Here is a 26,941-nt window from a genome sequence, read left to right as displayed (position 1 = left end):
CCGCCGCGGCTCGACACCCCGAGTCGGACCGAGGGCTCCGAGTCGATCGACTCGACGTCGGCCTTCGCCGCCGTGACCGTGCCGCCGAAGGGCAAGTGAATGCGCGCAGCAATTACCGGTGGGTCTCAGACGCCCCCGACCGGCCCCGGTTTCGAGAACGGCTTCCCGCTGTCGTCTGCACAACGGGGCATGTGGTTCGCCCAGCAGCTCGCCCCTGATGTTGCGGTCTGCATCGCCCAGTACGTGGATCTGCGAGGCAACCTCGACATAGCCGTACTGCAGGAAGCCTCGGCACAGGCCGGACACGAGTTCCAGTCCGCCTACCTCCGACTGGGCGAAGTCGACGGCGAAGCAGTCCAGCTGGTCGACCACTCCATCGACCAATCCGTGCACTACCTGGACCTGCGCGGCGAAGACGATCCGATGGCCTCGGCGCTGCGCTGGATCGACGACAACTACGTGCAGCCGGTCGACATGGAGAACGATCCCCTCGTCGAGAGCTGGATCATTCAGGTCGAGGACGAACGCAACCTCTGGTACAGCAAGATCCACCACGTCGCCCTCGACGGCTACGGTGCCATGACGCTCGTCAACCGCACGGCAGCGCTCTACACGGCCGCCGTCGAGCACAGCGAACCCGCGCCCAACAAGGCAGCCGAGCTCCGCCGACTGTACGAGCTCGATCAGGAATACCGGACGTCCAGGCGTTTCGAAACCGACAAGAAGTACTGGATAGATCGCGCCGCGGACATCAACGACGGTGCATCTCTTTCGAACACGGACGGTCGCACGATCGCCGCCAGCAAGCTACGCAGCGTTGCTCTGCCCGCGGACGTCGTCACCGCACTCGAAGGATCGGACACAACCAAGGGCGGCACCGCCGCGGCTGTGTTCATCGCCGCCTTCGGATGCTACCTCTCGCGAATGTCCGGGCGAGAAGACGTCTCGGTCAACATCCCGGTGTCCGCGCGCACCACCGCACTGCTTCGCCGATCCGGTGGAATGCTCGTCAACGTCGCACCTATTTCGATCCACGTACCCCAGGACGCAACCGTCGGCGAGCTGGTACAGCAAGTACAGCTCGAACTGATGGGCGCCCTGCGGCACCAGCGCTTCAGCATCGAGGACATTCGGCGCGAGCTCGCGGCTTCGGGGAGCGACAAGCAGCTTGCCGGCCCGATGGTCAACATGATGCTGTTCCATCAGCAGATCAACCTCGGGTCGATCGTCGGCGAGTTCAACATCGTGACCTCGGGTCCGGTCGAGGATCTTCTGGTCAACGTGTATCAGAGCGGTTCTCCGGCCAGGACGTTCGTCGATTTCAGAGCCAACCCCAACCGGTACGACGACGACGACCTCACCGCACACCATTCGAGTTTCGTCGACATGGTGGAGTCCTTCATCGCGGCCGGGCCCGATGTCGCCGTTCTCGACGTACATCCGGACAGCGCACGTGAAGGCCAACGCCGGCGGCGCGCCGCAGCCCATCTCGCCTACTGGACCGACCGGCTCGCCGATGCTCCGGATCTCCTCGATCTTCCGACCGACCGCTCGCGCCCCTCGCGCATCGGTCACGTTCGCGCATCCCACGAGGTGACGATCGGATCCGAATCGTGGTCCGGAGTGGCTCGATTGGCGGCCGAACGTTCCACGACTCCGTTCGTGGTGTTCGAATCTGCTCTCGCCGTGTTGCTTTCGCGGCTCGCGAACACCGACGACGTGTCGATTGCCGTGCCCGCGGGTGACGGCAACACCGTGGTGCTGCGGACCCGACCCGACGTTCGGCACTCGTTCGCCGAGTTCGTCGATGCCTCAGGAACCGACTTCGATTCTGCGATGACGCACGGTGACACGTCGTTCGACGATGTCGTTCAGGCCCTCGGTCTGCCGCGATCGGAATCTCACAGCCCCCTTGCTCAGGTTGCGCTCCGGTTCGGCCCGTCCGCACTGCCGCGTGACGGGATCGGCATGGATCTGGTCGTCACCGTCGACGAGTCCGACACTCTCGCCGTCGTTTTCGACTACGCCACAGAACTGTTCGACGCCACGAGCATGGCTCAACTCGCCCGCCGCCTCGTACGCATGCTCGACGCTCTGACCAGCGAGCCGGATCTTCGGATCGGCGATGTGGACATGCTGTCCACCGCTGAACGCGCTCGCCTGGCTCCGGTTCGTGGTCCGCGGTCTGTGGTGGGTGTGGTGTTGCCGGAGTTGTTGGCTGGTGCTGTGGGTGTTGCTGGTGTCGGTGGTGTTGCGGTGGTGTCGGGGTCGCGGTCTGTTTCGTATGGTGAGTTGGATGCGGCGTCGTCGCGGTTGGCGCGGATGTTGATGTCGTGTGGGGTGGGTCCGGGGTCGTTCGTGGCGTTGGCGTTGTCGCGGTCGGTGGAGTCTGTGGTGGCGGTGTGGGCGGTGGCGAAGGCCGGTGGTGCGTTCTTGCCGGTGGATCCGAATTATCCGGTGGATCGGATCGAGCACATGTTGGTCGATTCGGGTGCTGTGGTGGGTGTGACGTTGGGTGCTCATGTGGGTGCGCTGTCGGGTGTGGGTGGGGTGTCGTGGGTGGTGCTCGATGATGCGGATGTGGTGGCGGATCTGGCGTTTCGGTCGTCTGCTCCGGTGTTGGATGCGGAGCGTTCGGGTGTGTTGCGGCTCGATGATGCGGCGTATCTGATTTATACGTCGGGTTCGACGGGTGTGCCCAAGGGTGTGGTGGTCACTCATCGTGGTGTGGGGAACTTGGCTGCCGAGGAGCGGGTGCGGTTCGGTGTGGGGCCGTCGTCGCGGGTGTTGGCGTTTGCGTCGCCGAGTTTCGATGCGTCGATTCTGGAGTTCGTGTTGGCGTTTTCGGGTGGGGCGACGATGGTGATTGCGCCGCCGTTGGTGTTCGGTGGGGTGGAGTTGGCGTCGTTGCTGGCGCAGGAGCGGGTCTCTCATGCGTTCGTCACGCCTGCGGCGTTGGCGTCGGTGGATCCGGTGGGGTTGGATTCGGTTGCGGTGGTGGTGACCGGTGGTGATGTGTGTGCGCCGGAGTTGGTGGCGCGGTGGGCGCCGGGTCGGCGGATGTTCAATGCGTACGGTCCGACGGAGGCGACGATTTTCTCGTCGATTTCGTCGGCGTTGGTGGTGGGGGAGTCGGTCGATATCGGTTCGCCGACGATCGGTTTCGCGGAGGTGGTGTTGGATTCGCGGTTGAATCCGGTGCCCGTCGGTGTGGTGGGTGAGTTGTATCTGGCGGGTCCGGCGTTGGCTCGTGGGTATCACGCGCGGTTGGGTTTGACGGCGGAGCGGTTCGTGGCCAATCCGTTCGGTGGTGCGGGTTCGCGGATGTATCGCACCGGTGATGTGGTGCGGTGGAATGCCTCGGGTGCGTTGGAGTATGTGGGGCGTAGCGATTTTCAGGTGAAGGTGCGTGGTTTCCGGATCGAGTTGGGTGAGATCGATTCGGTGTTGGCGGCTGTGTCGGGTGTCGATTTCGTGGTCACCATCGGGCGTGAGAGTGCGGCCGGGGCAACGGTGTTGGTGTCGTATGTGTTGCCGGTGGCGGGTGCGGTCCTTGAGGTCGATGCTTTGCGGGAGCATGCCGGTTCGGTGTTGCCTGCGCATATGGTGCCGTCGGCGTTCGTGATGTTGGAGTCGATTCCTCTTACTCCGGCAGGCAAACTCGACCGAAACGCACTCCCCGAACCGGAATTCGGTTCGCAGGGTGCATTCGAGGCCGCGGAAACGGAATACGAGGCCGCGGTGGCTACCGTGTTCTGCGACGTTCTGGAGGTCGATCGGGTCGGCGTCACCGACAGCTTCTTCGATCTCGGCGGAAACTCCCTCGTGGCAACGCGTTTGATCGCGCGGGTCAATTCGGCTCTCGGAACCGATTTGAAGGTGCTGGATCTGTTCGAAGCGTCGACGGTTCGGACTCTGTCGGAACGTGCCGAAGCCAAGGGCGCGTCACTGCATCGACGCCCGGCACTCGTCCCCGTCGACCGGCCCGATTCGATCCCGCTGTCTCTCGCGCAGCAGCGGATGTGGTTCATCAACCAGTTCGAAGTGTCCTCGCCCGCGTACAACATCCCGCTCACCGTTCGCCTGACGGGTCGGCTGGACGTGAGTGCGATGGCTGCGGCCGTCGGCGACGTCCTGTCCCGGCACGAGTCGCTCCGCACGGTGTTCCCGACTGTGGGCGATCTGCCGAACCAGGTCATCGCACCGGTCGAGGACGTCACCCGATCGAAGCTCCTCCTCGATGTGGTCGACGTCGACGCCGGTTCGGTCGATGCGCTCGTCCGTACCTCTGCAACAACAGGATTCGACGTCACGGTCGATCTTCCGTTCCGTGCGGTGTTGTACCGGACCGGCTCGGAAAGCTTCGTACTCTCCATCGTCGTCCACCATATTGCGGCGGACGGTGCGTCGATGGCACCGTTGGCCCGAGACGTGATGGTCGCCTACGGTGCTCGGTCCGCGGGTTCGGCTCCGGCGTGGGAGCCACTCGCCGTCCAGTACGCGGACTTCGCGCTGTGGCAGCACGCTGTTCTCGGCGACGAGAGCGACTCCACCTCGGTGGCGTCGCGGCAGATCGAATTCTGGCAGTCGGCTCTGGCAGACCTGCCGGACGTACTGCCGATGCCGCTCGACCGCCCGCGGCCCACCCGGCAGTCGATGCGTGGAAGTGTCACCCCGTTTATGATTCCCGCCGATGTCGCCGCTCGATTGAGTTCGGTTGCTGCCGAACACGACTCGACGCTGTTCATGGTCGTCCATTCCGCGCTTGCGTTGCTGCTCGCGCGCCTGAGCGGCACTCAGGACATCGCTATCGGTACTCCGATCGCTGGTCGAGGCGACGCGGCCCTCGACGACCTCGTGGGCATGTTCGTCGGGACCCTCGTCCTGCGAACACAGGTCGAGCCGCAATCGACCTTCGCCGAACTGCTCGCCGATACTCGTAGCTCCGACCTCGCCGCCTTCGACAACACCGACATCCCGTTCGAGCGACTGGTCGATGTACTCGATCCGGTGAGGTCGACCGACCATTCGCCGCTGTTCCAGGTTCTCCTCGAGTTCCAGAACAATGCAGCTGTCACGTTGGAGCTTCCCGAACTCACCGTTCGGTTCGAGGAAATCAGCACCGACACAGCCAAATTCGATCTGCAGCTGCGCGTGGATCAGGAGCCCGTGGACCCATCGGGTGCACTGTCGGCGTCGTTCACCTACGCCACAGATCTGTTCGATCCCGAAACCATCGACCGGTTCGTCGATCGCTTCCTGCGGATCGTGTCGACCATCGGGACGTCGACCGACGTACGCACCGGCGACATCGACATCCTGTCAGCCGCGGAGCGGGAGCTCGTCCTGTTCGAGTGGAACGACACCGCACGTCTGATCGAACCTCCTGTCCACCAGCAGATTCCGGCCGGCGGCGTCGACATGACGCTCAGCAGCCTGTTCGACCGACAGGTGCAGCGCAGTCCGTACTCGACCGCGCTCGTGTTCGAGGACGAGCAGATCACCTATCTCGAACTGGACGAACGTGCGAATCAGCTCGCGCGACATCTCATCTCGCTCGGCGTTACACCCGAATCCCATGTAGGCCTGGCGATTCGACGGTCGATCGACCTGCTCGTCGGCATGTACGCGATCGTCAAGGCCGGTGGCGCCTATGTGCCGATCGACCCGGACCATCCGGTCGAGCGCTCGTCGTACGTCCTCTCCAGCGCCCAGCCGGTGTGCATCCTCACCACGAGCCGCGACTGGATCAACATCCCGGTCGCAACTCCGGTCCTCGCCGTCGACCTACTCGACGTGTCCGATCGCGACCACTCCTCGGTCACCGATTCGGACCGTCTGGGAAGACTGCACGGCTCGAACACCGCATACGTCATCTACACCTCCGGTTCGACCGGTCGGCCCAAGGGTGTCGCAGTCACACACTCGGCCATCGTGAACCGGTTGCTGTGGATGCAGCACGAGTATCACCTCGAGCCTGCGGACACCGTTCTACAGAAGACTCCGGCCACGTTCGACGTGTCGGTGTGGGAGTTCTTCTGGCCGCTGCAGGTCGGTGCCAAGCTCGTCGTGGCCGAACCCGACGGACACCGCGATCCCGTGTACCTGTCTCGCATCATCGCAGACGAGCACATCACCACGGCGCACTTCGTACCGTCGATGCTCGCAGTGTTCGCGGCAGGAGCACGGGCTGCGGAATGTGTCTCGCTTCGGCTGGTCTTCTGCAGCGGCGAGGCACTTCCGCCTGCCACCGCGGCGCAGTTCGCGCAGTTCTCCCTCGCGGAACTGCACAACCTCTACGGTCCGACCGAAGCGGCCGTCGACGTCAGCTACTACCATGTGACAGGGCGCGACGCCGTCTCGATCCCCATCGGCGCACCGGTGTGGAACACGCGCTTGTACGTGCTCGACGCCTCGTTGCGACCGGCTCCGATCGGTGCTCCCGGCGAGCTGTATCTCGCCGGTGTGCAACTTGCTCGTGGGTACGTCGGTCGCGGCGACCTCACAGCGGATCGCTTCGTCGCAGATCCGTTCGGTGAGCCGGGCGAGAGGCTCTATCGCACAGGCGATCTGGTGCGGTGGCGCTCCGACGGCGAACTCGAGTACATCGGCCGCACGGACTTCCAGGTCAAGCTGCGCGGCCTCCGCATCGAACTACCCGAGATCGAATCGGTTCTCCTTCGATCCGAGTCCGTCGCACAGGCGATCGCGTTGGTGCACAAGGATCCGAACACCGGTGAGACCCTCGTGGCATACGTGGTCGGTGCGCACGGTTTCGCCGTCGACCCCGCGCTCCTGACGGCCGAGGCCGCGCGCCGCCTCCCGGGGTACATGGTGCCCTCACACGTGGTGGTACTCGATTCGCTCCCGGTCAACGCCAGCGGCAAACTCGACCGCAAAGCACTGCCTGCGCCCGAATTCACCGTCGCCGCGTCGGAGTTCTTCGGTCCAGAGAACCCGGTCGAAGAGATCGTCGCCGGTGTCTTCGGTGATCTACTCGGTATCGCTCAGGTCAGCGTCACGTCGAGCTTCTTCGAGATCGGTGGCAACTCGCTGATCGCGATGCGGTTGGTCGCGCGAGTCAATGCCGCACTCGGAACCGACATCGGCATCAGGGATCTGTTCGACGCCCCCACCGTGCGAGCGCTGTCGGCAGGCATCGACATCGGCGAGCACGACGCTGCAGCCGCCCCTCGACTGATCCCGCAGGAGCGACCGGATGTGGTGCCGCTGTCGTTGGCGCAGCAGCGCATGTGGTTCATCAATCAGTACGACACCGAGTCGGCTGCCTACAACGTTGCGTTCGCCATGCGTCTGAGCGGTGTGCTCGATGTCGACGCGATGCACTCGGCCATCGGTGACGTGTTGAGCCGGCACGAGTCGCTGCGCACGATGTTCCCGCTGACCGACGACGTTCCCGCGCAGTCGATCCTGGACGTGACATCGGCACTGCCGGATCTGACTCCGATTCTCGCGAACGACGAGCGTCACGTCCTCGAATTGATCGCCGACGTCGCCGGCTCGGGCTTCGACGTGGTGGCCGATGTTCCGCTGCGAGTCCGACTGGTTCGGGTGCGCGAGAACGAACATGTGCTCGTGATGGTGGTGCATCACATCTCCTCCGATGGGTTCTCGAGCGCCCCGCTGGCCCGCGACTTGATGGTGTCCTACAGTGCCCGCGCCGCAGGGCACGCACCGAGCCAGGAACCGTTGCCGGTGCAGTATGCCGATTACGCGCTGTGGCAGCGCCGGTTCCTCGGCCCCGAGTCCGATCCCGAGTCGTTGATGGCCAAGCAGCTCACCTTCTGGGTCGACACACTGTCCGGCAGCCCCGAGGTCCTGACGTTGCCGACCGATCGCCCACGTCCCGCGGTGGCATCCCTGCGCGGCGACAGCGTCACGTTCGACATCGACGCCGCAATTCATGCTCGACTCGCTACTGTTGCCGCCGAGCACAATTCGAGCTCGTTCATGATCGTGCACGCGGCTCTGGCCGTCCTTCTGGCCCGACTCTCGGGTACCGAGGACGTCTCGGTCGGAACGCCGATCTCGGGCCGAGGAGACGCCGCACTCGACGAACTCGTCGGCATGTTCGTCAACACCCTCGTTCTGCGCACCCAGGTGCCCGGCTCGACTCGGTTCGAGGACCTGCTCTCGGACGTTCGCACCGTCGACCTGGCCGCGTTCACTCATTCGGATGTCCCGTTCGAGCGAGTGGTCGACGCGGTCGATCCCGCGAGGTCGACTGCCCATGCACCGTTGTTCCAGGTGATGCTCGAGTTCCAGCAGACCGACCGACCGACGGTGACGTTGCCCGGACTGTCGATCGAGAGCATCGAGCTACCCAACGACATTTCCAACTTCGACCTGCAGTTGACGATCTCGGAAGAATTCGACAGGTCCGGCGCACCGGTCGGCATCGAAGCCGGATTCCGCTACGCCACAGAACTCTTCGACGCAGATACCGTCCAGGTGCTCGCCGATCGCCTCGTACGGATCCTCGACGCCGTGACGTCCACGCCGACCATCCGAGTCGGTGACATCGAGATTCTGTCTGCCAACGAGTACGACTCACTGGCTCCGGTTCGTGGTCCGCGGTCTGTGGTGGGTGTGGTGTTGCCGGAGTTGTTGGCTGGTGCTGTGGGTGTTGCTGGTGTCGGTGGTGTTGCGGTGGTGTCGGGGTCGCGGTCTGTTTCGTATGGTGAGTTGGATGCGGCGTCGTCGCGGTTGGCGCGGATGTTGATGTCGTGTGGGGTGGGTCCGGGGTCGTTCGTGGCGTTGGCGTTGTCGCGGTCGGTGGAGTCTGTGGTGGCGGTGTGGGCGGTGGCGAAGGCCGGTGGTGCGTTCTTGCCGGTGGATCCGAATTATCCGGTGGATCGGATCGAGCACATGTTGGTCGATTCGGGTGCTGTGGTGGGTGTGACGTTGGGTGCTCATGTGGGTGCGCTGTCGGGTGTGGGTGGGGTGTCGTGGGTGGTGCTCGATGATGCGGATGTGGTGGCGGATCTGGCGTTTCGGTCGTCTGCTCCGGTGTTGGATGCGGAGCGTTCGGGTGTGTTGCGGCTCGATGATGCGGCGTATCTGATTTATACGTCGGGTTCGACGGGTGTGCCCAAGGGTGTGGTGGTCACTCATCGTGGTGTGGGGAACTTGGCTGCCGAGGAGCGGGTGCGGTTCGGTGTGGGGCCGTCGTCGCGGGTGTTGGCGTTTGCGTCGCCGAGTTTCGATGCGTCGATTCTGGAGTTCGTGTTGGCGTTTTCGGGTGGGGCGACGATGGTGATTGCGCCGCCGTTGGTGTTCGGTGGGGTGGAGTTGGCGTCGTTGCTGGCGCAGGAGCGGGTCTCTCATGCGTTCGTCACGCCTGCGGCGTTGGCGTCGGTGGATCCGGTGGGGTTGGATTCGGTTGCGGTGGTGGTGACCGGTGGTGATGTGTGTGCGCCGGAGTTGGTGGCGCGGTGGGCGCCGGGTCGGCGGATGTTCAATGCGTACGGTCCGACGGAGGCGACGATTTTCTCGTCGATTTCGTCGGCGTTGGTGGTGGGGGAGTCGGTCGATATCGGTTCGCCGACGATCGGTTTCGCGGAGGTGGTGTTGGATTCGCGGTTGAATCCGGTGCCCGTCGGTGTGGTGGGTGAGTTGTATCTGGCGGGTCCGGCGTTGGCTCGTGGGTATCACGCGCGGTTGGGTTTGACGGCGGAGCGGTTCGTGGCCAATCCGTTCGGTGGTGCGGGTTCGCGGATGTATCGCACCGGTGATGTGGTGCGGTGGAATGCCTCGGGTGCGTTGGAGTATGTGGGGCGTAGCGATTTTCAGGTGAAGGTGCGTGGTTTCCGGATCGAGTTGGGTGAGATCGATTCGGTGTTGGCGGCTGTGTCGGGTGTCGATTTCGTGGTCACCATCGGGCGTGAGAGTGCGGCCGGGGCAACGGTGTTGGTGTCGTATGTGTTGCCGGTGGCGGGTGCGGTCCTTGAGGTCGATGCTTTGCGGGAGCATGCCGGTTCGGTGTTGCCTGCGCATATGGTGCCGTCGGCGTTCGTGATGTTGGAGTCGATTCCTCTTACTCCGGCAGGCAAACTCGACCGAAACGCACTCCCCGAACCGGATTGGTCCGCCCAGGTCACGGCCGGTCGCGATGCGGACAATGCGGTCGAGAAGACGTTGGCCGGATTGTTCGCCGAGGTTCTTCGACTGGACCGCGTCGGCGTCGACGATTCGTTCTTCGCCCTCGGCGGCGACAGCATCATGTCGATTCAGCTGGTTTCGCGCGCCAAGGCGGCCGGACTGTCTCTGTCGCCACGAGATGTGTTCGAGCACAAGACCGTTGCGGCACTGGCCGAGGTGGTCGCGTCCGGAGACGGCACCGCACCTCTCGTGCTGGAGGAATTGCCCGGTGGAGGTGTGGGTGACGTACCGCTGACTCCGATCGTGGCGTGGATGCTCGATCGGACGGCAGTCCTCGACAAGCACACGCAGACGGCGGTTCTCACACTTCCGGTCGACATCGAGCTGGATGTGCTCGAGGCCACCGTCCAGACGGTCCTCGATCACCACGACATGCTCCGCGGCGTATTGCATCGCGGTGACGACCCGTCGATGGAGGTGCTTCCCGTCGGATCGGTGACGGCGCAGTCCGTTGTCCACCGGGTCGAGTCGACAACTGTTCACGGACAAGCATTCTCGGATCAGGCGAAGGCCGAGGCCGCGTCGGCGGTCGGGCGCCTTGCACCCGATTCCGGCATCATGATTCAGATGGTGTGGTTCGACGCAGGCTCTGAGGGGAGTCGTCTGCTCGTCGTCGCTCATCACCTGGTGATCGACGGTGTGTCCTGGCGAATCCTGGTTCCCGACCTGGCGTCGGCGTGGGCCCAGATCCTCGGCGGAAGCACTCCGGAGCTGGCTCCGGTCGGCACCTCCATGCGTCGTTGGTCGCACGGGTTGCGTGAGGTCACCGCCACCCGCGGCGACGAGCTGGCGATCTGGCGCGACGTTCTGGCACAACCGGATCCACTCATCGGATCGCGCGCACTCGATCGCGAGATCGACGTGTACCGGACAGTGGACAAGGTCGAGTTGTCGCTGTCGACCGACGTCACCGAGGGTCTACTGACAGCGCTGCCCGACGCGTTCCACGGCAGCGTCAACGACGGTCTGCTCGCGGCTCTCGCGCTCGCCACGGCAGTGTGGCGACGTGGACGGGGAGTGGCCGTGAACGACGCTCTCATCTCGCTGGAGGGTCACGGCCGCGAGGACCACGTGGTGCCCGGTGCCGATCTCGGCCGGACCATCGGTTGGTTCACCACGATCTACCCGCTCCGGCTGACCCTCGCCGGTCTGGACCTGGACGACGCACTCGCCGGCGGTGTCGACGCAGCGCGTCTGATCAAGTCGGTCAAGGAGCAGTTGCTGGCAGTCCCCGACCACGGCATCGGTTACGGCATGCTCCGATACCTCGACGAGGACGGTGCCGCTGCTCTGCGCGACTTCCCGGCTCCCCAGATCAGTTTCAACTACCTCGGGCGCTACAGCACCGATGTTCCGGACGAGCTTCGCGGACACGGCTGGCTGCCGGTCGACGACTCCGGTGTCGGCGATTCGCAGGACCACGACCTACCGGTCGCAGCCGTGCTCGACATCAATGCCGTCACCACCGCAACGCCGACCGGCCCACGGCTCGAGGCGACGTTCGCTTTCCCCACCGGAGTGCTCGACGCCGATGAGGTCACCGAACTGGCAGAGCTGTGGCGTCAGGCCCTCACCGCTTTGACTCAGCTCGCCCAGCGACCGGGGGCCGGTGGCTTCACACCGTCCGACCTCGATCTGGTGCGGCTCGATCAGAGTTCCATCGACGACCTCGAACGGGTCTATCCCACGCTGGACGACATCTGGTCCATGACGCCTCTGCAAGCCGGATTGCTCTTCCACGCCGAGCTGTCGGATCAGTCCGTCGACGCCTACATCGTCCAGCTCGTGTTGGAGTTGCGCGGAAGCGTCGACGAGGCGCGGTTCCGGCGTGCTGCTCGGGCGCTCCTGCGTAGACACGCGAACCTGCGGACTGCCTTCGTGCACAACAACGACGGCGAGTCCATCCAGATCGTCCACCACGACGTGGACGCTCCCTGGTCGTCGATCGACCTGACCGAACTGGACCTCGAAGATCGAGCTGTCGAGCTCGATCGCATCGAACACGAGGACCGAGCCACCCGATTCAACATGGCGCAAGCACCTCTGTTGCGCTTCATGCTCATCACAGTGGCACCGGGCGAGTGGCGTCTGGTGATGACCAACCACCACATCCTGCTCGACGGTTGGTCCACGCCGCTGCTGCTCAAGGACCTGCTGACGCTCTACGTGGTCGACGGCGACGACACCGTGCTCCCGCGTGTTCCCGCCTACCGCGACTACCTGTCGTGGCTGGCCAAGCGCGACCGCTCGACGGCACTGGACGCGTGGACGAACGCGCTCGCAGGGTTGTCCGAGCCGACCCTGTTGACGCCGGTCGAGAGCCGACGCCAGGAGTCGACGTTGGCCGGCCGTTCGTTGGTCTCGCTCGATGTGGAGCAGACGAACCGCCTGCGCAGCGTCGCTCGTGCACGTGGCGTCACGATGAACTCCATGGTGCAGGCGTCGTGGGCCCTGGTTCTCGGCACTCTGACCGGACGTTCCGACGTCGTGTTCGGTGCCACCGTGTCCGGACGACCGCCGGAGGTCTCCGACATCGAGTCGATGGTCGGTCTGTTCATCAACACTCTGCCGGTGCGGATCGTGCTCGATCCGTCGGAGACACTCGGTGAGTACCTCGAGCGGGTGCAAGCCGAACAGGCCGCTCTGCTCGATCACCACTACCTCGGCCTCACCGACATTCAGCGAGCAGTGGGACCGGCCGTCGCCTTCGACACCCTGACGGTGTTCGAGTCGTACCCGATGGACCGCGCGGGATTGTCGGCGGAAACCGACCTCGCCGGAATGCAGGTGCACGACGTGCACGACGGCAGCGACACAGCGCAGTATCCGCTGACCTTGGTCGCCATGGTCGACGATCGGCTGCACATCGAGGCGAAGTACCTGCCGGAGTTGTTCGAGCACAGCGTCGTCGCGGCGACGGTCGACAGAATCGTGCGCGTTCTCGAGGACATTGCCACCGACACCGGTCGCCGTGTCGGAGCGCTGTCGTTGCTGTCCGAGGAAGAATTGCGCCGGGTGGCACCGGTTCGGGGACCGGCATCGTCGGATGCTCGACTGCTTCCCGATATCTTCACCGACGCCGCTGCATCGAACCTGCACGGCACCGCTCTGTGGAGCGACGGTCGCACCGTCGACTATGCCGAACTCGACGCGCAATCATCAGCTCTCGCAAGAACATTGATCGCTCGCGGTGCCGGCCCGGAAACTGTCGTTGCGCTGGCTCTGCCACGGTCCATCGAATCCGTACTCGGCATCTGGGCAGTCGCCAAGACCGGGGCGGCATTCCTGCCGATCGATCCGAGCTACCCGCGCGATCGCGTCGAACACATGCTCGTCGACTCGAACGCGTCGATCGGCCTGACTCTGTCCGAGCACGTGGCTGCGGTCGCAGACCTCGGCTCTGCTCGGTGGACCGTGCTCGACCAGGACGACACACGCACCGAACTCGCCGGTCACCCGACCACGCCGGTTCTCGACGTCGACCGTATTCGGCCGATGCACATCGATCAGGTCGCGTACCTGATCTACACCTCGGGCTCGACAGGTATTCCCAAGGGCGTCACCGTCACCCACCGCGGGCTGGCGAATCTGGCCGAGGAGGAGCGGACTCGTTTCGAGGTGACCCCGGACGCCCGGGTTCTCGCGTTCGCGTCCCCGAGCTTCGATGCCTCGATCCTCGAACTGCTCATGGTGTTCTCCGGTGCCGCGACAATGGTTATCGCGCCGACCTCGGTCTACGGTGGCACCGAGTTGGCCGAACTGCTCGCAGCACAGCACGTCACGCATGCGTTCGTCACTCCCGCCGCGCTGGCATCGGTGGATCCGGACGGCCTGACCGACTTGGCCGTGGTCGCCACCGGTGGCGATGTTTGTCCTCCCGAGCTCGTGGCCCGATGGTCACCGGGCCGTCGAATGTTCAACGCGTACGGTCCGACCGAGGCGACGATCTTCTCGTCCATCAGCGATCGACTGCACGTCGACTCCGCCATCGACATCGGCGCGCCGACAATCGGTTTCAGCGAAGTCGTCCTCGACGCACGGCTGCATCCCGTCCCGGTCGGGGTTGCAGGTGAGCTCTATCTCGCCGGGCCGGCACTGGCACGTGGCTACCATTGCCGATTCGGTCTGACCGCAGATCGTTTCGTCGCGAATCCCTTCGGCGCGGACGGTGCCCGGATGTACCGCACCGGCGACGTGGTGCGGTGGACCGAGTCGGGAACGCTCGAGTACGTCGGGCGCAGCGACTTCCAGGTCAAGGTGCGCGGTTTCCGCATCGAACTGGGCGAGATCGACGCTGTCCTGACCGACGATCCGACGGTCGAGTTCGCCACCACTGTGGGTGTCGACGGTCCGACGGGCAACACGATTCTGGTCGCCTACGTTCTTCCGAGGTCCGGCGAGCAGGTCGATGCAGCAGCTCTGCGCACTCACGTGTCGAATTCGCTACCGACCCATATGATCCCGACGGCCTTCGTCGCGCTGGAGTCGATCCCGTTGACACCGGCAGGCAAGCTGGACCGCAACGCCCTGCCTGCGCCCGATCTTCATCTCGGGGGCGACTCGCGTGCGCCACGTAACGACACCGAGCAGGTCATTGCCGACATCTTCGGCGAGGTACTGGGGATCGACGGCGTCGGAATCGATTCGAGCTTCTTCGATCTGGGTGGCGACTCGCTCAGTGCCACCCGACTCACTGCCCGCGTCAACTCTGCCCTCGGCACCACGATCAGCGTCCGCGCATTGTTCGAGGCTCCCACCGTCGAGTCACTTGCGGTTCGGGTGAACAGCAACCCGGTCGGCACCCTGCGCCGCCCCGCACTCGTGGCGACGCCGCGACCGGATTCGATTCCGTTGTCACTCGCGCAGCAACGGATGTGGTTCATCAACCAATTCGACGTCGCTTCTGCGGCCTACAACATCCCGCTTGCGGTCCGGCTGACGGGTCGACTCGACATCGCCGCGATGAGCGCGGCAATCGGGGACGTCCTGGAACGTCACGAGTCGCTGCGCACGGTGTTCCCCACCCACGGGGAGCGCCCCGAGCAGAAGATCCTCGACGCGCAGACGGTGAGAACCGAACTCGCCGTCGTCGATCTGGACGCCACCGAAGTCGTTGCGGCCATCTCCGCCTCTGCCGCAACGGGATTCGATGTGTCGACCGATCTACCCTTCCGCGCGGTCCTGTACCGGGTTGCACCGGACGAGTTCGTACTCTCGATCGTTGTGCATCACATCGCTGCCGACGGCGCGTCGATGGCACCCTTGGCCCGAGATGTCATGGTTGCCTATGGTTCTCGCGCAGCGGCCGGCGCTCCGATGTGGGCACCGCTCGACGTTCAGTACGCGGACTTCGCACTCTGGCAACGCACCGTCCTCGGTGACGAGTCCGATCCGTCGTCCCTGGCGGCGCAGCAGTTGGAGTTCTGGACGACCGAACTGGCGGATCTTCCCGACGTGCTGCCGCTGCCGCTCGATCATCCGCGGCCCGCTCGGCAGTCACTGCGCGGCAACAGTGTTCGGTTCGAGATCGACCGCACCACTCATGCCGAACTGGTCGAGATCGCGCGCGCCAACGAGGCGACCGTCTTCATGGCCGTCCACGCGGCATGGTCGATCCTGCTGGCACGCATCAGCGGCACCGAGGACATCGCTGTCGGAACGCCGATCGCCGGTCGCGGCGACGCCGCGCTCGACGATCTGATCGGTATGTTCGTCGGCACGCTGGTTCTGCGTACAGAGGTGGCACCGGGGCTCTCGTTCACCGATCTGCTCCGTTCCACGCGCACAGCCGATCTGGCTGCCTTCGACAACACCGATGTTCCATTCGAGCGACTGGTCGACGTTCTCGACCCCGCTCGTTCGACCGACCACTCACCGCTGTTCCAGGTGCTGCTCGAATTCCAGAACAACACTTCGGCTGCGCTCGAATTGCCGGAGCTCACGGTCGAGGCCGTCGACATCGACGCGCACGTCGCGAAATTCGATCTGCAGCTGACCGTCGCCGAGCAGTACGACGAGTCCGGTGCACCGGCAGGGATGACCGCCGCGATCACCTACGCGGTCGACCTCTTCGAGGAATCGTCCGTCGAGGAGTTCTCGGCACGATTGCGGGCCGTTTTCGCCGCCGTGACGGCCGATCCCGAGCGTGCTGTGGGCGATATCGACCTCCTCCTCCCGGGTGAGCTCGACGCCATGACGGGGGAGTGGAACCACGCGGGCCTCGTGGCATCCGACGCGACGTTGGCCGATCGATTCGCCTCTGCTGCAGCGCGATTCCCCGATTCGCGCGCGATCGTCTTCGGAGATCACACACTGACCTATGCCGAGCTGGACGACCGGTCGAGCCGGCTCGCGCGGCTTCTGATCCAGCGCGGTGTGACCTCGGAATCGCTCGTGGCGGTCGCGATGCCGCGCAACGAGGAGCTGATCGTCGCGCTGCTCGCGGTGATCAAGTCCGGTGGCGGCTACCTTCCGATCGACGTGTCCTACCCAGCGGATCGGCTGACGTTCATGCTCGAGGACGCCTCACCCGTCTGTGTGATCTCCACTGTCGCCGACAGTGCGTCGGTGCCTGCCTCCGATCTCGATATCCTCGAGATCGATTCGCCCGAGTTGATCGCCGAACTGGACGGCATGTCGGGTGCCCCGCTGACCGATGCGGACCGCTCGGGTGGCACCAGTGCCGATTCGATCGCGTACGTCATCTACACCTCGGGCAGTACCGGTCGCCCCAAGGGCGTGCAGATCGCGCACCGCAACGTGGCGACGCTGTTCGCGAACACCGCTGATCTCTTCGATTTCGACGATCGCGACGTCTGGACGATGTTCCACTCGTATGCGTTCGACTTCTCGGTATGGGAGCTGTGGGGACCGCTGCTGCACGGTGGAACGCTCGTCGTCGTCGACTACTACACGGCACGCTCCCCGGAGCTGTTCCGCGAGTTGCTGGTACGCGAGAAGGTCACGGTGCTCAACCAGACACCGACGGCGTTCTACCAGTTCGCGGAAGCGGATCGAGTGGCTACCGGAAACCTCGCTGGTGCCGCGGACTCCGATCTCTCGCTGCGCTACGTGATCTTCGGCGGCGAGGCACTCGATCTCGGTCAGTTGGCTCGCTGGTACGCCCGACACGACGAATCCGCGCCGACTCTGGTCAACATGTACGGCATCACCGAGACGACGGTCCACGTGAGCCACCTGGCACTGACCGAACAGTTCGCGGCGTCGGCCTCGGCCAGCGTCATCGGCCAGGCGATTCCCGCGCTGCACGTCGCTGTTCTCGACACGCGGCTCAATCCGGTTCCGCCGGGTGTGACCGGCGAAATGTACGTCTCGGGGGCACAGCTCTCTCGCGGCTACCTCGGCCGGGCCGGCCTGTCGGTAACCCGTTTCGTCGCCGATCCGTCCGGGGAGGCCGGTGCCCGGATGTACCGCACCGGTGACACGGCGCGGTGGAATCGCGACGGGGCACTGGAGTACCTGGGCCGCAGTGACATGCAGGTGCAGCTGCACGGCTTCCGCATCGAACTCGGCGAGATCGAAAGCGCGCTGCTCGCATTCGACGGCGTTGCGGCTTCTGTGGTCTCGGTTCGAGACGACGGATTCGGTGATCGACTGATCGGATATGTCGTCGCAGAAGCGGGTCGAACACTCGACCACTCCGCCGTTCTCGAATTCGTCGGACACTCGCTGACGTCCTACATGGTTCCGGCTGCGCTGATCGTGCTGGACGAGCTGCCGCTGACCGCCAACGGAAAACTCGATCGCCGAGCACTGCCGGCACCGGACTTCTCCGCCAACGTGACCGAAAGCCGTTTGCCGGCAACCGAAGTCGAGTCGATTCTCGCCGGCTTGTTCGCCGACGTCCTCGGCCTCGACACCGTCGGCGTCGACGACTCGTTCTTCGCACTCGGCGGCGACAGCATCATGTCCATCCAGCTGGTCTCACGCGCCAAAGCGGCCGGTCTGGTCCTGGCTCCACGCGACATCTTCGAGCGCAAGACCGTCGCGGCGTTGGCCGAGGTCGTGGTTCTCGGGGGCGACGTCGTCGTACTGGAAGAACTCGACGGTGGGGGAGTCGGCTCGCTGCCTCTGACACCCGTCGTTCGCTGGATGTTGGACCGCAGCACCGACTTCGGTCGCTACACCCAGACTGCCCTGCTTCAGCTTCCGGTCGGCATCGAGAGCGACATGCTCGAGCGCACCGTCCAAGCCGTGCTCGATCGTCACGACATGCTCCGGTCGAGGCTGTTCGAGGATGCGGACGGTATCTGGCACGAGGAAGTATCTCCGATCGGCACTGTGTCCGCCGCGTCGGTCATCCACGCGGTCTCGGTCGATTCCGTGGACGGTGCCGAATTCTCTTCCTGCGCCGCAACAGAACTCGACGCCGCAGCCGATCGACTGGTCCCCGCCGACGGGGTCATGGTGCAGATGGTGTGGTTCCAGGGCCCGAACGGGTCCGGCCGACTGCTCGTCGTCGCGCATCACCTCGTGATCGACGGCGTGTCCTGGCGCATCCTCGTCCCGGATCTCGCGACGGCATGGAGCCAGATCATCGCGGGCGACGAGCCTGCGCTGGCTCCGATCGGCACATCGATGCGGCGGTGGTCCACCGGATTGACCGAGGTCACCGCGAGCCGTGCCGACGAAATCGGGCTGTGGCAGCGCATTCTGAGCGGTGACGATCCGACGATCGGTTCGCGACCGCTGGACAAGCGCGTGGACGTCGACGCGACCGTGCAGCGCATCCGCGCGTCACTGCCCGTCGAGGTCACCGAGCGCCTGCTGACCACGGTGCCGAACGTCTTCCGCGGCAGCGTCAACGATGGCCTCCTGGCCGGGTTGGCACTGGCACTGACCGCGTGGCGTCGCGAACGGGGAGCCGCTGTCCGCAGCGCGCTGATCACGCTCGAGGGCCATGGCCGTGAAGACGCCGTGGTTCCCGGAGCCGATCTCGGCAGAACCGTCGGCTGGTTCACCACGATCTTCCCGGTGCGACTCGACCTCGGTTCGGTGGACATCGCCGACGCGTTGTCGGGTGGAGACTCCGCCGGTGCACTGATCAAGGCCGTCAAGGAACAGCTACTCGAGATCCCGGATCACGGAATCGGCTACGGCATGGTGCGGTACCTCGATTCCGCTGGAACCGAGGCGCTGTCCGATTTCGCTGCTCCGCAGGTCAGCTTCAACTACCTCGGACGGTTCTCGACCGGATCCAGCGAAGGCATGGCCGATGTGGGCTGGATTCCTGTGGCCGATGCCGAACTGGGCGACGCGCAGAATCCGGATATGCCCGTACCGGCTGCGCTGGACATCAACGCCGTCACCACCTCTACACCCGACGGTCCGCAACTCGACGCCACCTTCGCGTTCCCGGCAGGCATCCTCGATGCCGACGAAGTCGATCGGTTGATCGAATTGTGGACGCAGGCGCTGACCGCGATCACCGAGCACGCCTCGACCGAGGGCGCCGGCGGCTTCACCCCGTCCGACCTCGAGCTGGTGGACATCGATCAGCGCTCCATCGAGGTGCTCGAGAAGCAGTTCCCCGACCTCGACGATGTGTGGTCGATGTCGCCGCTGCAGGCCGGGTTGCTCTTCCATGCGCGCCTCGCCGGCGAGGTCGGCAGCGACAGCGCAGGCGTCGACGCCTACATGGTGCAGCTCGGTCTCGAGCTGCGCGGTGCCGTCGATGCCGAGCGGATGCACTCCGCCGTGAACAAGCTCGTCTCTCGACATCCGAACTTGCGAGCAGCGTTCGTGCACAACAGCACCGGCGAATCTCTGCAGATAGTGCAGAGTTCGGTGACGGTTCCCTGGTCCGAGGTCGATCTGCGCGGTGAAGCCGACGTCGAGGCTGCGCTCGAGGCCGTCCTCGCAGCCGATCGCGGTGTGCGATTCGAGATGGATTCTGCGCCGCTGCTTCGGTTCACGCTGATCACCCTCGCCGACGATCACTGGCGACTGCTGCTGACCAATCACCACATTCTGCTCGACGGCTGGTCGACGCCGCTGGTCGTCAAGGAACTGATCACGCTCTACGTCACCGAGTCCGACGATTCGATGCTGCCGCGGGTGCCCGCGTACCGGGACTACCTCGCATGGATGCGGCAACGCGACGTCGCGATCTCCACTGCTCAGTGGGTCAGTGCGATGGCAGGTGTCGAGGAGCCGACGCTGCTGGTCACCGGTGATCGGGGTCGACAGTTGTCCACCGTCTCGAGCGAAACCGAGCGGTCGTTGTCGATCGAGACCACGGCGGCACTGCGCGATTTCGCGGCGCGCCGCGGGTCCACTTTGAACACCCTCGTTCAGACCGCGTGGGGCATCGTGCTCGCTACTCTGACCGGTCGCGAGGACGTCGTCTTCGGTGCCACGGTGTCGGGTCGGCCGCCTGAGGTGCCTGGCATCGAGGGCATGATCGGGCTCTTCATCAACACGCTGCCCGTTCGGGTCACGCTCGATCGGGCCGAGACTCTTGGCGCTCTGGTCGATCGCGTGCAGGCCGAACAGGCAGCGCTGCTGGACCACCATTACCTCGGTCTGACCGACATCCAGCGCGCAGCCGGTGCAGGCGTCGCCTTCGACACGCTCACTGTGTTCGAGTCGTACCCGGTCGATCGCGCCGGAGCCTCTGCGGCAACGGATTTCGCAGGCATGCAGGTGACGGACATCCTCGGAACCGACGCCGCGCACTACCCGCTGACTCTGGTGTCGTCGGTCGACGAGCGCCTGAACCTCAAGGCCAAGTACCTGCCCGAACTGTTCGAGCTCGAAGACGTGCACGCGATCGTCGATCGAGTCGAGCGGGTACTCGACGCCGTGCTCACGGACGAGCAGCAACCGCTGGCTCGGCTCCGACTGCTGGCCGACACCGAATTCGCCTCGCTGGCTCCGGTATTCGGACTCGAAGGCCGATCGACTCGGTTGCTGCCGGAGATCTTCTCCGACGCAGCTGCCGTCGACCCGGATGCCATCGCGCTGCGTAGCGTCGACGGCGAGTTGACGTACCGAGAACTGGATCGACAGTCGAACCGACTCGCGCGCATTCTGCTCGGTCACGGTGTCCGTACCGAGACGTTCGTAGCACTCGGGATCGCACGATCCATCGAGTCGGTGCTGACCGTCTGGGCCGTCGCCAAGTCCGGTGCCGCCTTCGTACCGATCGATCCGAACTACCCGGCCGATCGCATCGAGCACATGCTGGCCGACTCCGGCGCAACCTTCGGTGTCACCATCCGCACTCACCTCGACGATCTGCCGTCGACCGTGCCGTGGATCGTCCTGGACGACCTCGCCACCGACGGTCCGAACACGGTGAGCGACGAGCCCATCGCCGACGACGAACGCCATGGTCGCGTCACCCTCTCGAGTGCCGCGTACACGATCTACACGTCGGGTTCGACGGGTGTTCCGAAGGGGGTCGTGGTCACCCACTCCGGCCTCGACAACTTCGCGACCGAGCAGCGCGAGCGCTATCGGGTCACGAAGGACTCACGCACACTTCATGTTTCGTCGCCCAGTTTCGACGCGTCCGTGCTCGAGTACCTGCTCGCGTTCGGCGTCGGAGCCACGATGGTGATCGTTCCGCCGACGGTGTACGGCGGAGCCGAGCTGGCGTCGTTGCTGGCCGAGGAATCGGTCACTCACGGCTTCATCACCCCGTCCGCCCTCGCCTCGGTCGATCCGACCGGTCTCGACACGTTCGCCGATGTCGTCGTCGGCGGCGAGGCCGTACCGGCCGAGTTGGTCACCAAGTGGGCTCCGGGCCGCAACCTGTTCAACGGGTACGGACCGACCGAGGCCACGATCATGTCCAACATCAGTGCACCGATGGTCGCCGGTGAGCCGGTGTCGATCGGCGGGCCGGTGCGGGGTGTGTACGAGGTCGTTCTCGACTCGCGACTGCAGCCGGTTCCCATCGGGGTGGCGGGTGAGCTGTATCTCGCAGGCGTCGGGTTGGCCCGCGGCTACCACGATCGGATGGGGCTGACGGCCGAACGATTCGTCGCCGATCCGTTCGGTGCCCCCGGTGCCCGCATGTACCGCACCGGAGATGTGGTGCGCTGGTCGCCGGATCTGACCATCGAGTACGTCGGTCGAAGCGACTCCCAGGTCAAGGTCCGCGGCTTCCGCATCGAACTCGGTGAGATCGACGCCGCGCTCTCCACACTTCCGTCGGTCGACTTCGCGGCGACATTCGGAACTCCCGGGCCGACCGGTGCCACTGTTCTGGTGGCGTACGTGCGCCTGACGGGAGACAGCCCGGCAGAGACGGTCGATACTTTCGACACGGCCGTTCTCCGCGATCATCTCGCCGCTGCATTGCCGTCGCACATGGTGCCCAGCGCCATCGTCGTGCTCGAGTCGATTCCGCTCACTCCGGTGGGCAAGCTCGATCGCGCCGCGCTGCCCGTACCGGAGTTCGGCTCGGCAACCTCGTACCGCGAGCCGAGCACTCCTGCCGAGCTGACGGTCGCTGCGGTCTTCGCCGAGATCCTCGAGGTGGATCGAGTCGGTGCAGACGATGGCTTCTTCGAGCTCGGTGGCGATTCGCTCAGTGCAACGCGGGTGATCGCTCGCATCAACGCCGAATTCGGTACCTCGATCGGTGTGCGCACGATCTTCGAGACCCCGACGGTGTCGGGATTGGCGAGCGCAGTCGGCTCTGCCGACACTCGCGCGCAGCGGCCGGCTCTCGTTGCGGCGGCGCGTCCGGAGCACATTCCGCTCTCGCTCGCTCAGCAGCGCATGTGGTTCATCAACCAGTTCGACACCTCGTCGGCCGCGTACAACGTGCCGTTGGTCGTCAAACTGACCGGACGCCTCGACACCGCTGCGCTGGCCGACGCGGTGGTCGATGTTCTGGGGCGCCACGAGTCTCTGCGCACGACCTTCCCCGACGGCCCGGAGTTCCCGGTGCAGCTCGTGCACCCGGCTGCCGAGGTCGCCCCTGCGGTCGAACCCGAACGGATCGATGCCGCTGTTCTGACCGATCGCGTCGCTCTGTTGGCCGGTCGAGGATTCGACGTGACCACCGAGATCCCGGTGCACGTCGAGCTGTTCGAGGTGCTCGACGCCGGCGTCGACACGTCCGAGGATCCGGTCTTCGTGCTTGCCATGGTGGTGCACCACATCGCCGCCGACGGCGCGTCGATGGCACCTCTCGCTCGCGACGTCGTGCTCGCGTACTCGGCGCGCAGCGCAGGTCAGGCGCCGAATTGGCAGCCGCTGCCCGTCCAGTACGCCGATTACACGATCTGGCAGCGGTCGCTGCTCGGAGACGAGCAGGACGCCTCGAGCGTGGCAGCGGCTCAGCTCGAGCACTGGTCCACCGCGCTCGCGGGTCTTCCCGACCTCTTGCCGTTGCCGACGGACCGGCCGAGGCCGACCACTCAGGATTTCCGCGGTGGCCGAGTTCGCTTCACCGTCGACGCCGACATCCATCGGGCCCTCGTCGACATCACTCGCGAACAGAACGTCAGCATGTTCATGGTTCTGCACGCCGCGTTCGCGGTCGTTCTGGCACGTTTGAGTGGCACCGACGACATTGCTATCACCACCCCGGTGGCCGGGCGCGGTGACGCGGCGCTCGACGACCTCGTGGGTATGTTCGTCAACACGCTGGTGCTGCGGAGCCGAGTGGACGAGTCCGCTCCGTTCGACGAACTACTGAATCAGGTCAAGGCACACGATCTCGACGCATTCGATCACACCGAAATGCCCTTCGAGAGAATCGTCGAGGTTCTCAATCCCACTCGTTCGACGGCGTACGCTCCCCTCTCGCAGGTCGCGTTGTCGTTCCAGAACAACGAGAAGGCCTCGGTCGAGCTTCCGGATCTACGCGTGGAAGGCTTCGACTTCGACGTTCCGGTAGCCAAGCAGGATCTGCAGTTGCTGCTGTCCGAGACCTTCGAAGAGGACGGGCGTCCGTCCGGCTTCGAGGCCGCGTTCGACTACGCCACATCGCTGTTCGACGCGGCCAGCGTCGAGGCCATCGCGGCGCGACTGATTCGAGTTCTCGATGCCGTCGGACGCGACCGACACACGGTGGTCGGAGACATCGAAATTCTGGGCGCCGACGAGCAGCGCGCGTTGGTGCCGGCGCGAGGAAACGCGGACGCGGCAGTCCGGACGTGGCCGGAGTTGCTCGCGGCGGCCGTCGCGCTCGACCCGTACGCAGTCGCCATCACCTACCGAGGCATCAGCCTGTCCTACGCCGATCTCGACAGCTGGTCCAACCGAATTGCTCGAATGCTGATCGACTACGGCGTCGGTCCCGAGACGTTCGTCGCGTTGGCGCTGCCTCGATCGATCGAGTCGGTGCTGTCGGTGTGGGCTGTGGCCAAGACCGGTGCCGCCTTCCTGCCCGTCGATCCGAACTACCCGGCGGACCGAATCGCGCACATGCTCGAAGATTCCCATGCCGCAATGGGTCTGACCGACATCGACAGCAGAGAATCGCTGCCCGACACCGTCCCGTGGCTGGTTCTGGACGATCCGGAAATTTCCGCGGAGTTGTCTCGCTACCCGGCAGACGCGGTGACCGACGTCGAGCGTACGGCGACCCTGCACATCGACCACCCCGCCTACCTGATCTACACCTCGGGTTCGACCGGTCGCCCGAAGGGCGTTGCAGTGCGGCACCGTGGCTTGGCCAACCTCCAGGCCGAGGTGCTCGAGCGATTCCGCCCCACTCGGGATTCGCGTGTTTCGCACATCGCGTCGCCGAGTTTCGACGCATCCATCTACGAGCTGACGATGGCGTTCGGCGTCGGTGCCACCGTCGTGATCGTGCCGCCGGGAGTCTTCGGCGGCGGCGACTTGGCCGACCTGCTCGAATCCGAACACGTCACTCATGCGTTCCTGACTCCCGCGGCGCTGTCGTCGATCGACGAGACACGTCTGGGCAGCGTTCGGGTCCTTGCCGTCGGAGGTGAGGCATGCACTCCGGAGTTGGTGGCGAAATGGGCACCGGGCCGCAAGATGTTCAACGGCTACGGTCCGACCGAGACCACCATCCAGGCAAGTGTCGGTGGACCGTTGGTGCCCGGTGGCACAGTGGACGTCGGCGGGCCTGGAACCGGATTCCGGTTCCAGGTGCTGGACGCACGACTGCGGCCGGTTCCGGCCGGAGTGTCGGGCGAGCTCTACATCGCCGGTCCCGGTACCGCCCGCGGATACCTCGGTCGTTTCGGGCTGACATCCGAGCGATTCGTCGCCGATCCGTTCGGCACTCCGGGCGATCGGATGTATCGAACCGGTGACGTCGTGCGCTGGGGAAGTGCAGGGGCCGTCGAGTTCGTCGGACGCAGTGACTTCCAGGTCAAGGTGCGCGGTTTCCGTATCGAACTCGGTGAGATCGACTCCGCCCTCACCGAGCACGACCAGGTCGGGTTCGCCGCCACGATCGGACACACGGCGGCGTCCGGTGACACAGTCCTCGTGTCCTACGTTCTCGCGGCCGACGGCGAATCGGTCGACACCGAAGCACTTCGCGATCGCGTCGCCAAAATGCTTCCACGGCATATGGTTCCGTCGGCGATCATCGAGCTCGACGACATTCCGCTCACTCCGGTGGGCAAGCTCGATCGGCGGGCACTGCCGGTTCCGGAACTGACGACGTCGACAACTCCGTACCGGGCACCGACCACCGAGGTGGAAGCTGCGATCGCCGATGCGTTCGCTCAGGTTCTCGGGGTCGATCGGGTCGGCATGGACGACAACTTCTTCGAGTTGGGCGGAACGTCGCTGGTCGCCACGAAGATCGTGCCTGCCATCGAGAACGCCATCGGAGTTCGGGTCCCGCTGCAAGCGCTGTTCGTCGATCCGACTCCGGCAGGGTTGGCCGCACGGGTCGCCGCGGATGCCGACGCCGGGGGCGCGGATCTCGATTCGGTGTTCGGAGTCGTGATTCCGCTGCGCGGTAGCGGGTCCAAGGCCCCATTGTTCTGCGTCCACCCAGGAATCGGGTTGTCGTGGGGATACGCCGGTCTCGTCTCACACCTGAGCGACGACCGTCCCGTGTACGGCCTGCAGCTGCCGAGCATCGTGGAAGGGTCGAGCTTCGGATCCATTCGCGATCTCGCACACCGCTACGCCGACGAGATTCGCGCCGTCCAGCCGGTGGGTCCTTACCACCTTCTCGGGTGGTCGCTCGGCGGCTCGCTCGCTCATGCGATTGCGGTGGAACTGCGCAGCAGCGGCAGCGATGTTCACACCCTCGCTCTGTTGGACAGCTACGTCGACGGCCACGACGGCGAACCGGCCGAGGGAGCCTTGAGCGTCGAGAATCTGCTCGCGGGATTGGGGCTCGACCTGACGGCTCAACCGTCGACCGAGCCGTTGACCTACGAACGGGGCGTCGAACTACTCGACGAGTCGTTGGGGCAGACGACCGGCGTTTCCGCCGATCATCTCCGGCGTATCAATGCGGGATTCGAGAACTCGACTCGGATAATGGCCGAGTTCGTCCCGGACGTGTTCGACGGAGATGTTTTGTTCTTTTCCGCAACGAAGGGTGCGAGCGATGGAATTGTTCGATCCCCGCAAGAATGGCGGCCGTATGTGACAGGAGATATCGTCATCCACGATGTCGACGTTTTCCACAACGAGATGACCAATGCAGATGCTGCCACGGTGATCGGGCCGGTCGTCGATTCTCATCTCGGTAATACACCTGAATAACAATTGGTGTGTTCTTCACATCGAAGGGCACATCTACGAATAACATCGGCATTCGACACGAATGCCGTCG

1 protein-coding gene is annotated in these 26,941 nt (G+C 64.8%); it reads left to right on the top strand.

Annotation, left to right across the window (positions count from 1 at the left end):
* The first annotated feature begins 99 nt into the window (after window positions 1–99).
* Window positions 100–26,871 carry a non-ribosomal peptide synthase/polyketide synthase gene (locus R4P57_RS15810; RefSeq protein ID WP_317803771.1) on the top strand — a complete coding sequence of 8,924 codons (26,772 nt, stop codon included), beginning with the start codon at window positions 100–102 and terminating at the stop codon, window positions 26,869–26,871.
* The last annotated feature ends 70 nt before the right edge of the window (window positions 26,872–26,941 follow it).

The organism is Rhodococcus sp. IEGM 1330 (assembly GCF_033142445.1).
Lineage (GTDB): Bacteria > Actinomycetota > Actinomycetes > Mycobacteriales > Mycobacteriaceae > Rhodococcoides.
The sequence above is the reverse complement of the archived record's forward strand: the minus strand, read 5'-3'. Positions and strand labels throughout refer to the sequence as shown.

Coding starts and splice junctions, on each gene's coding strand:
- R4P57_RS15810 (WP_317803771.1), top strand. CDS start 100: ATGCGCGCAGCAATTACCGGTGGGTCTCAGACGCCCCCGACCGGCCCC.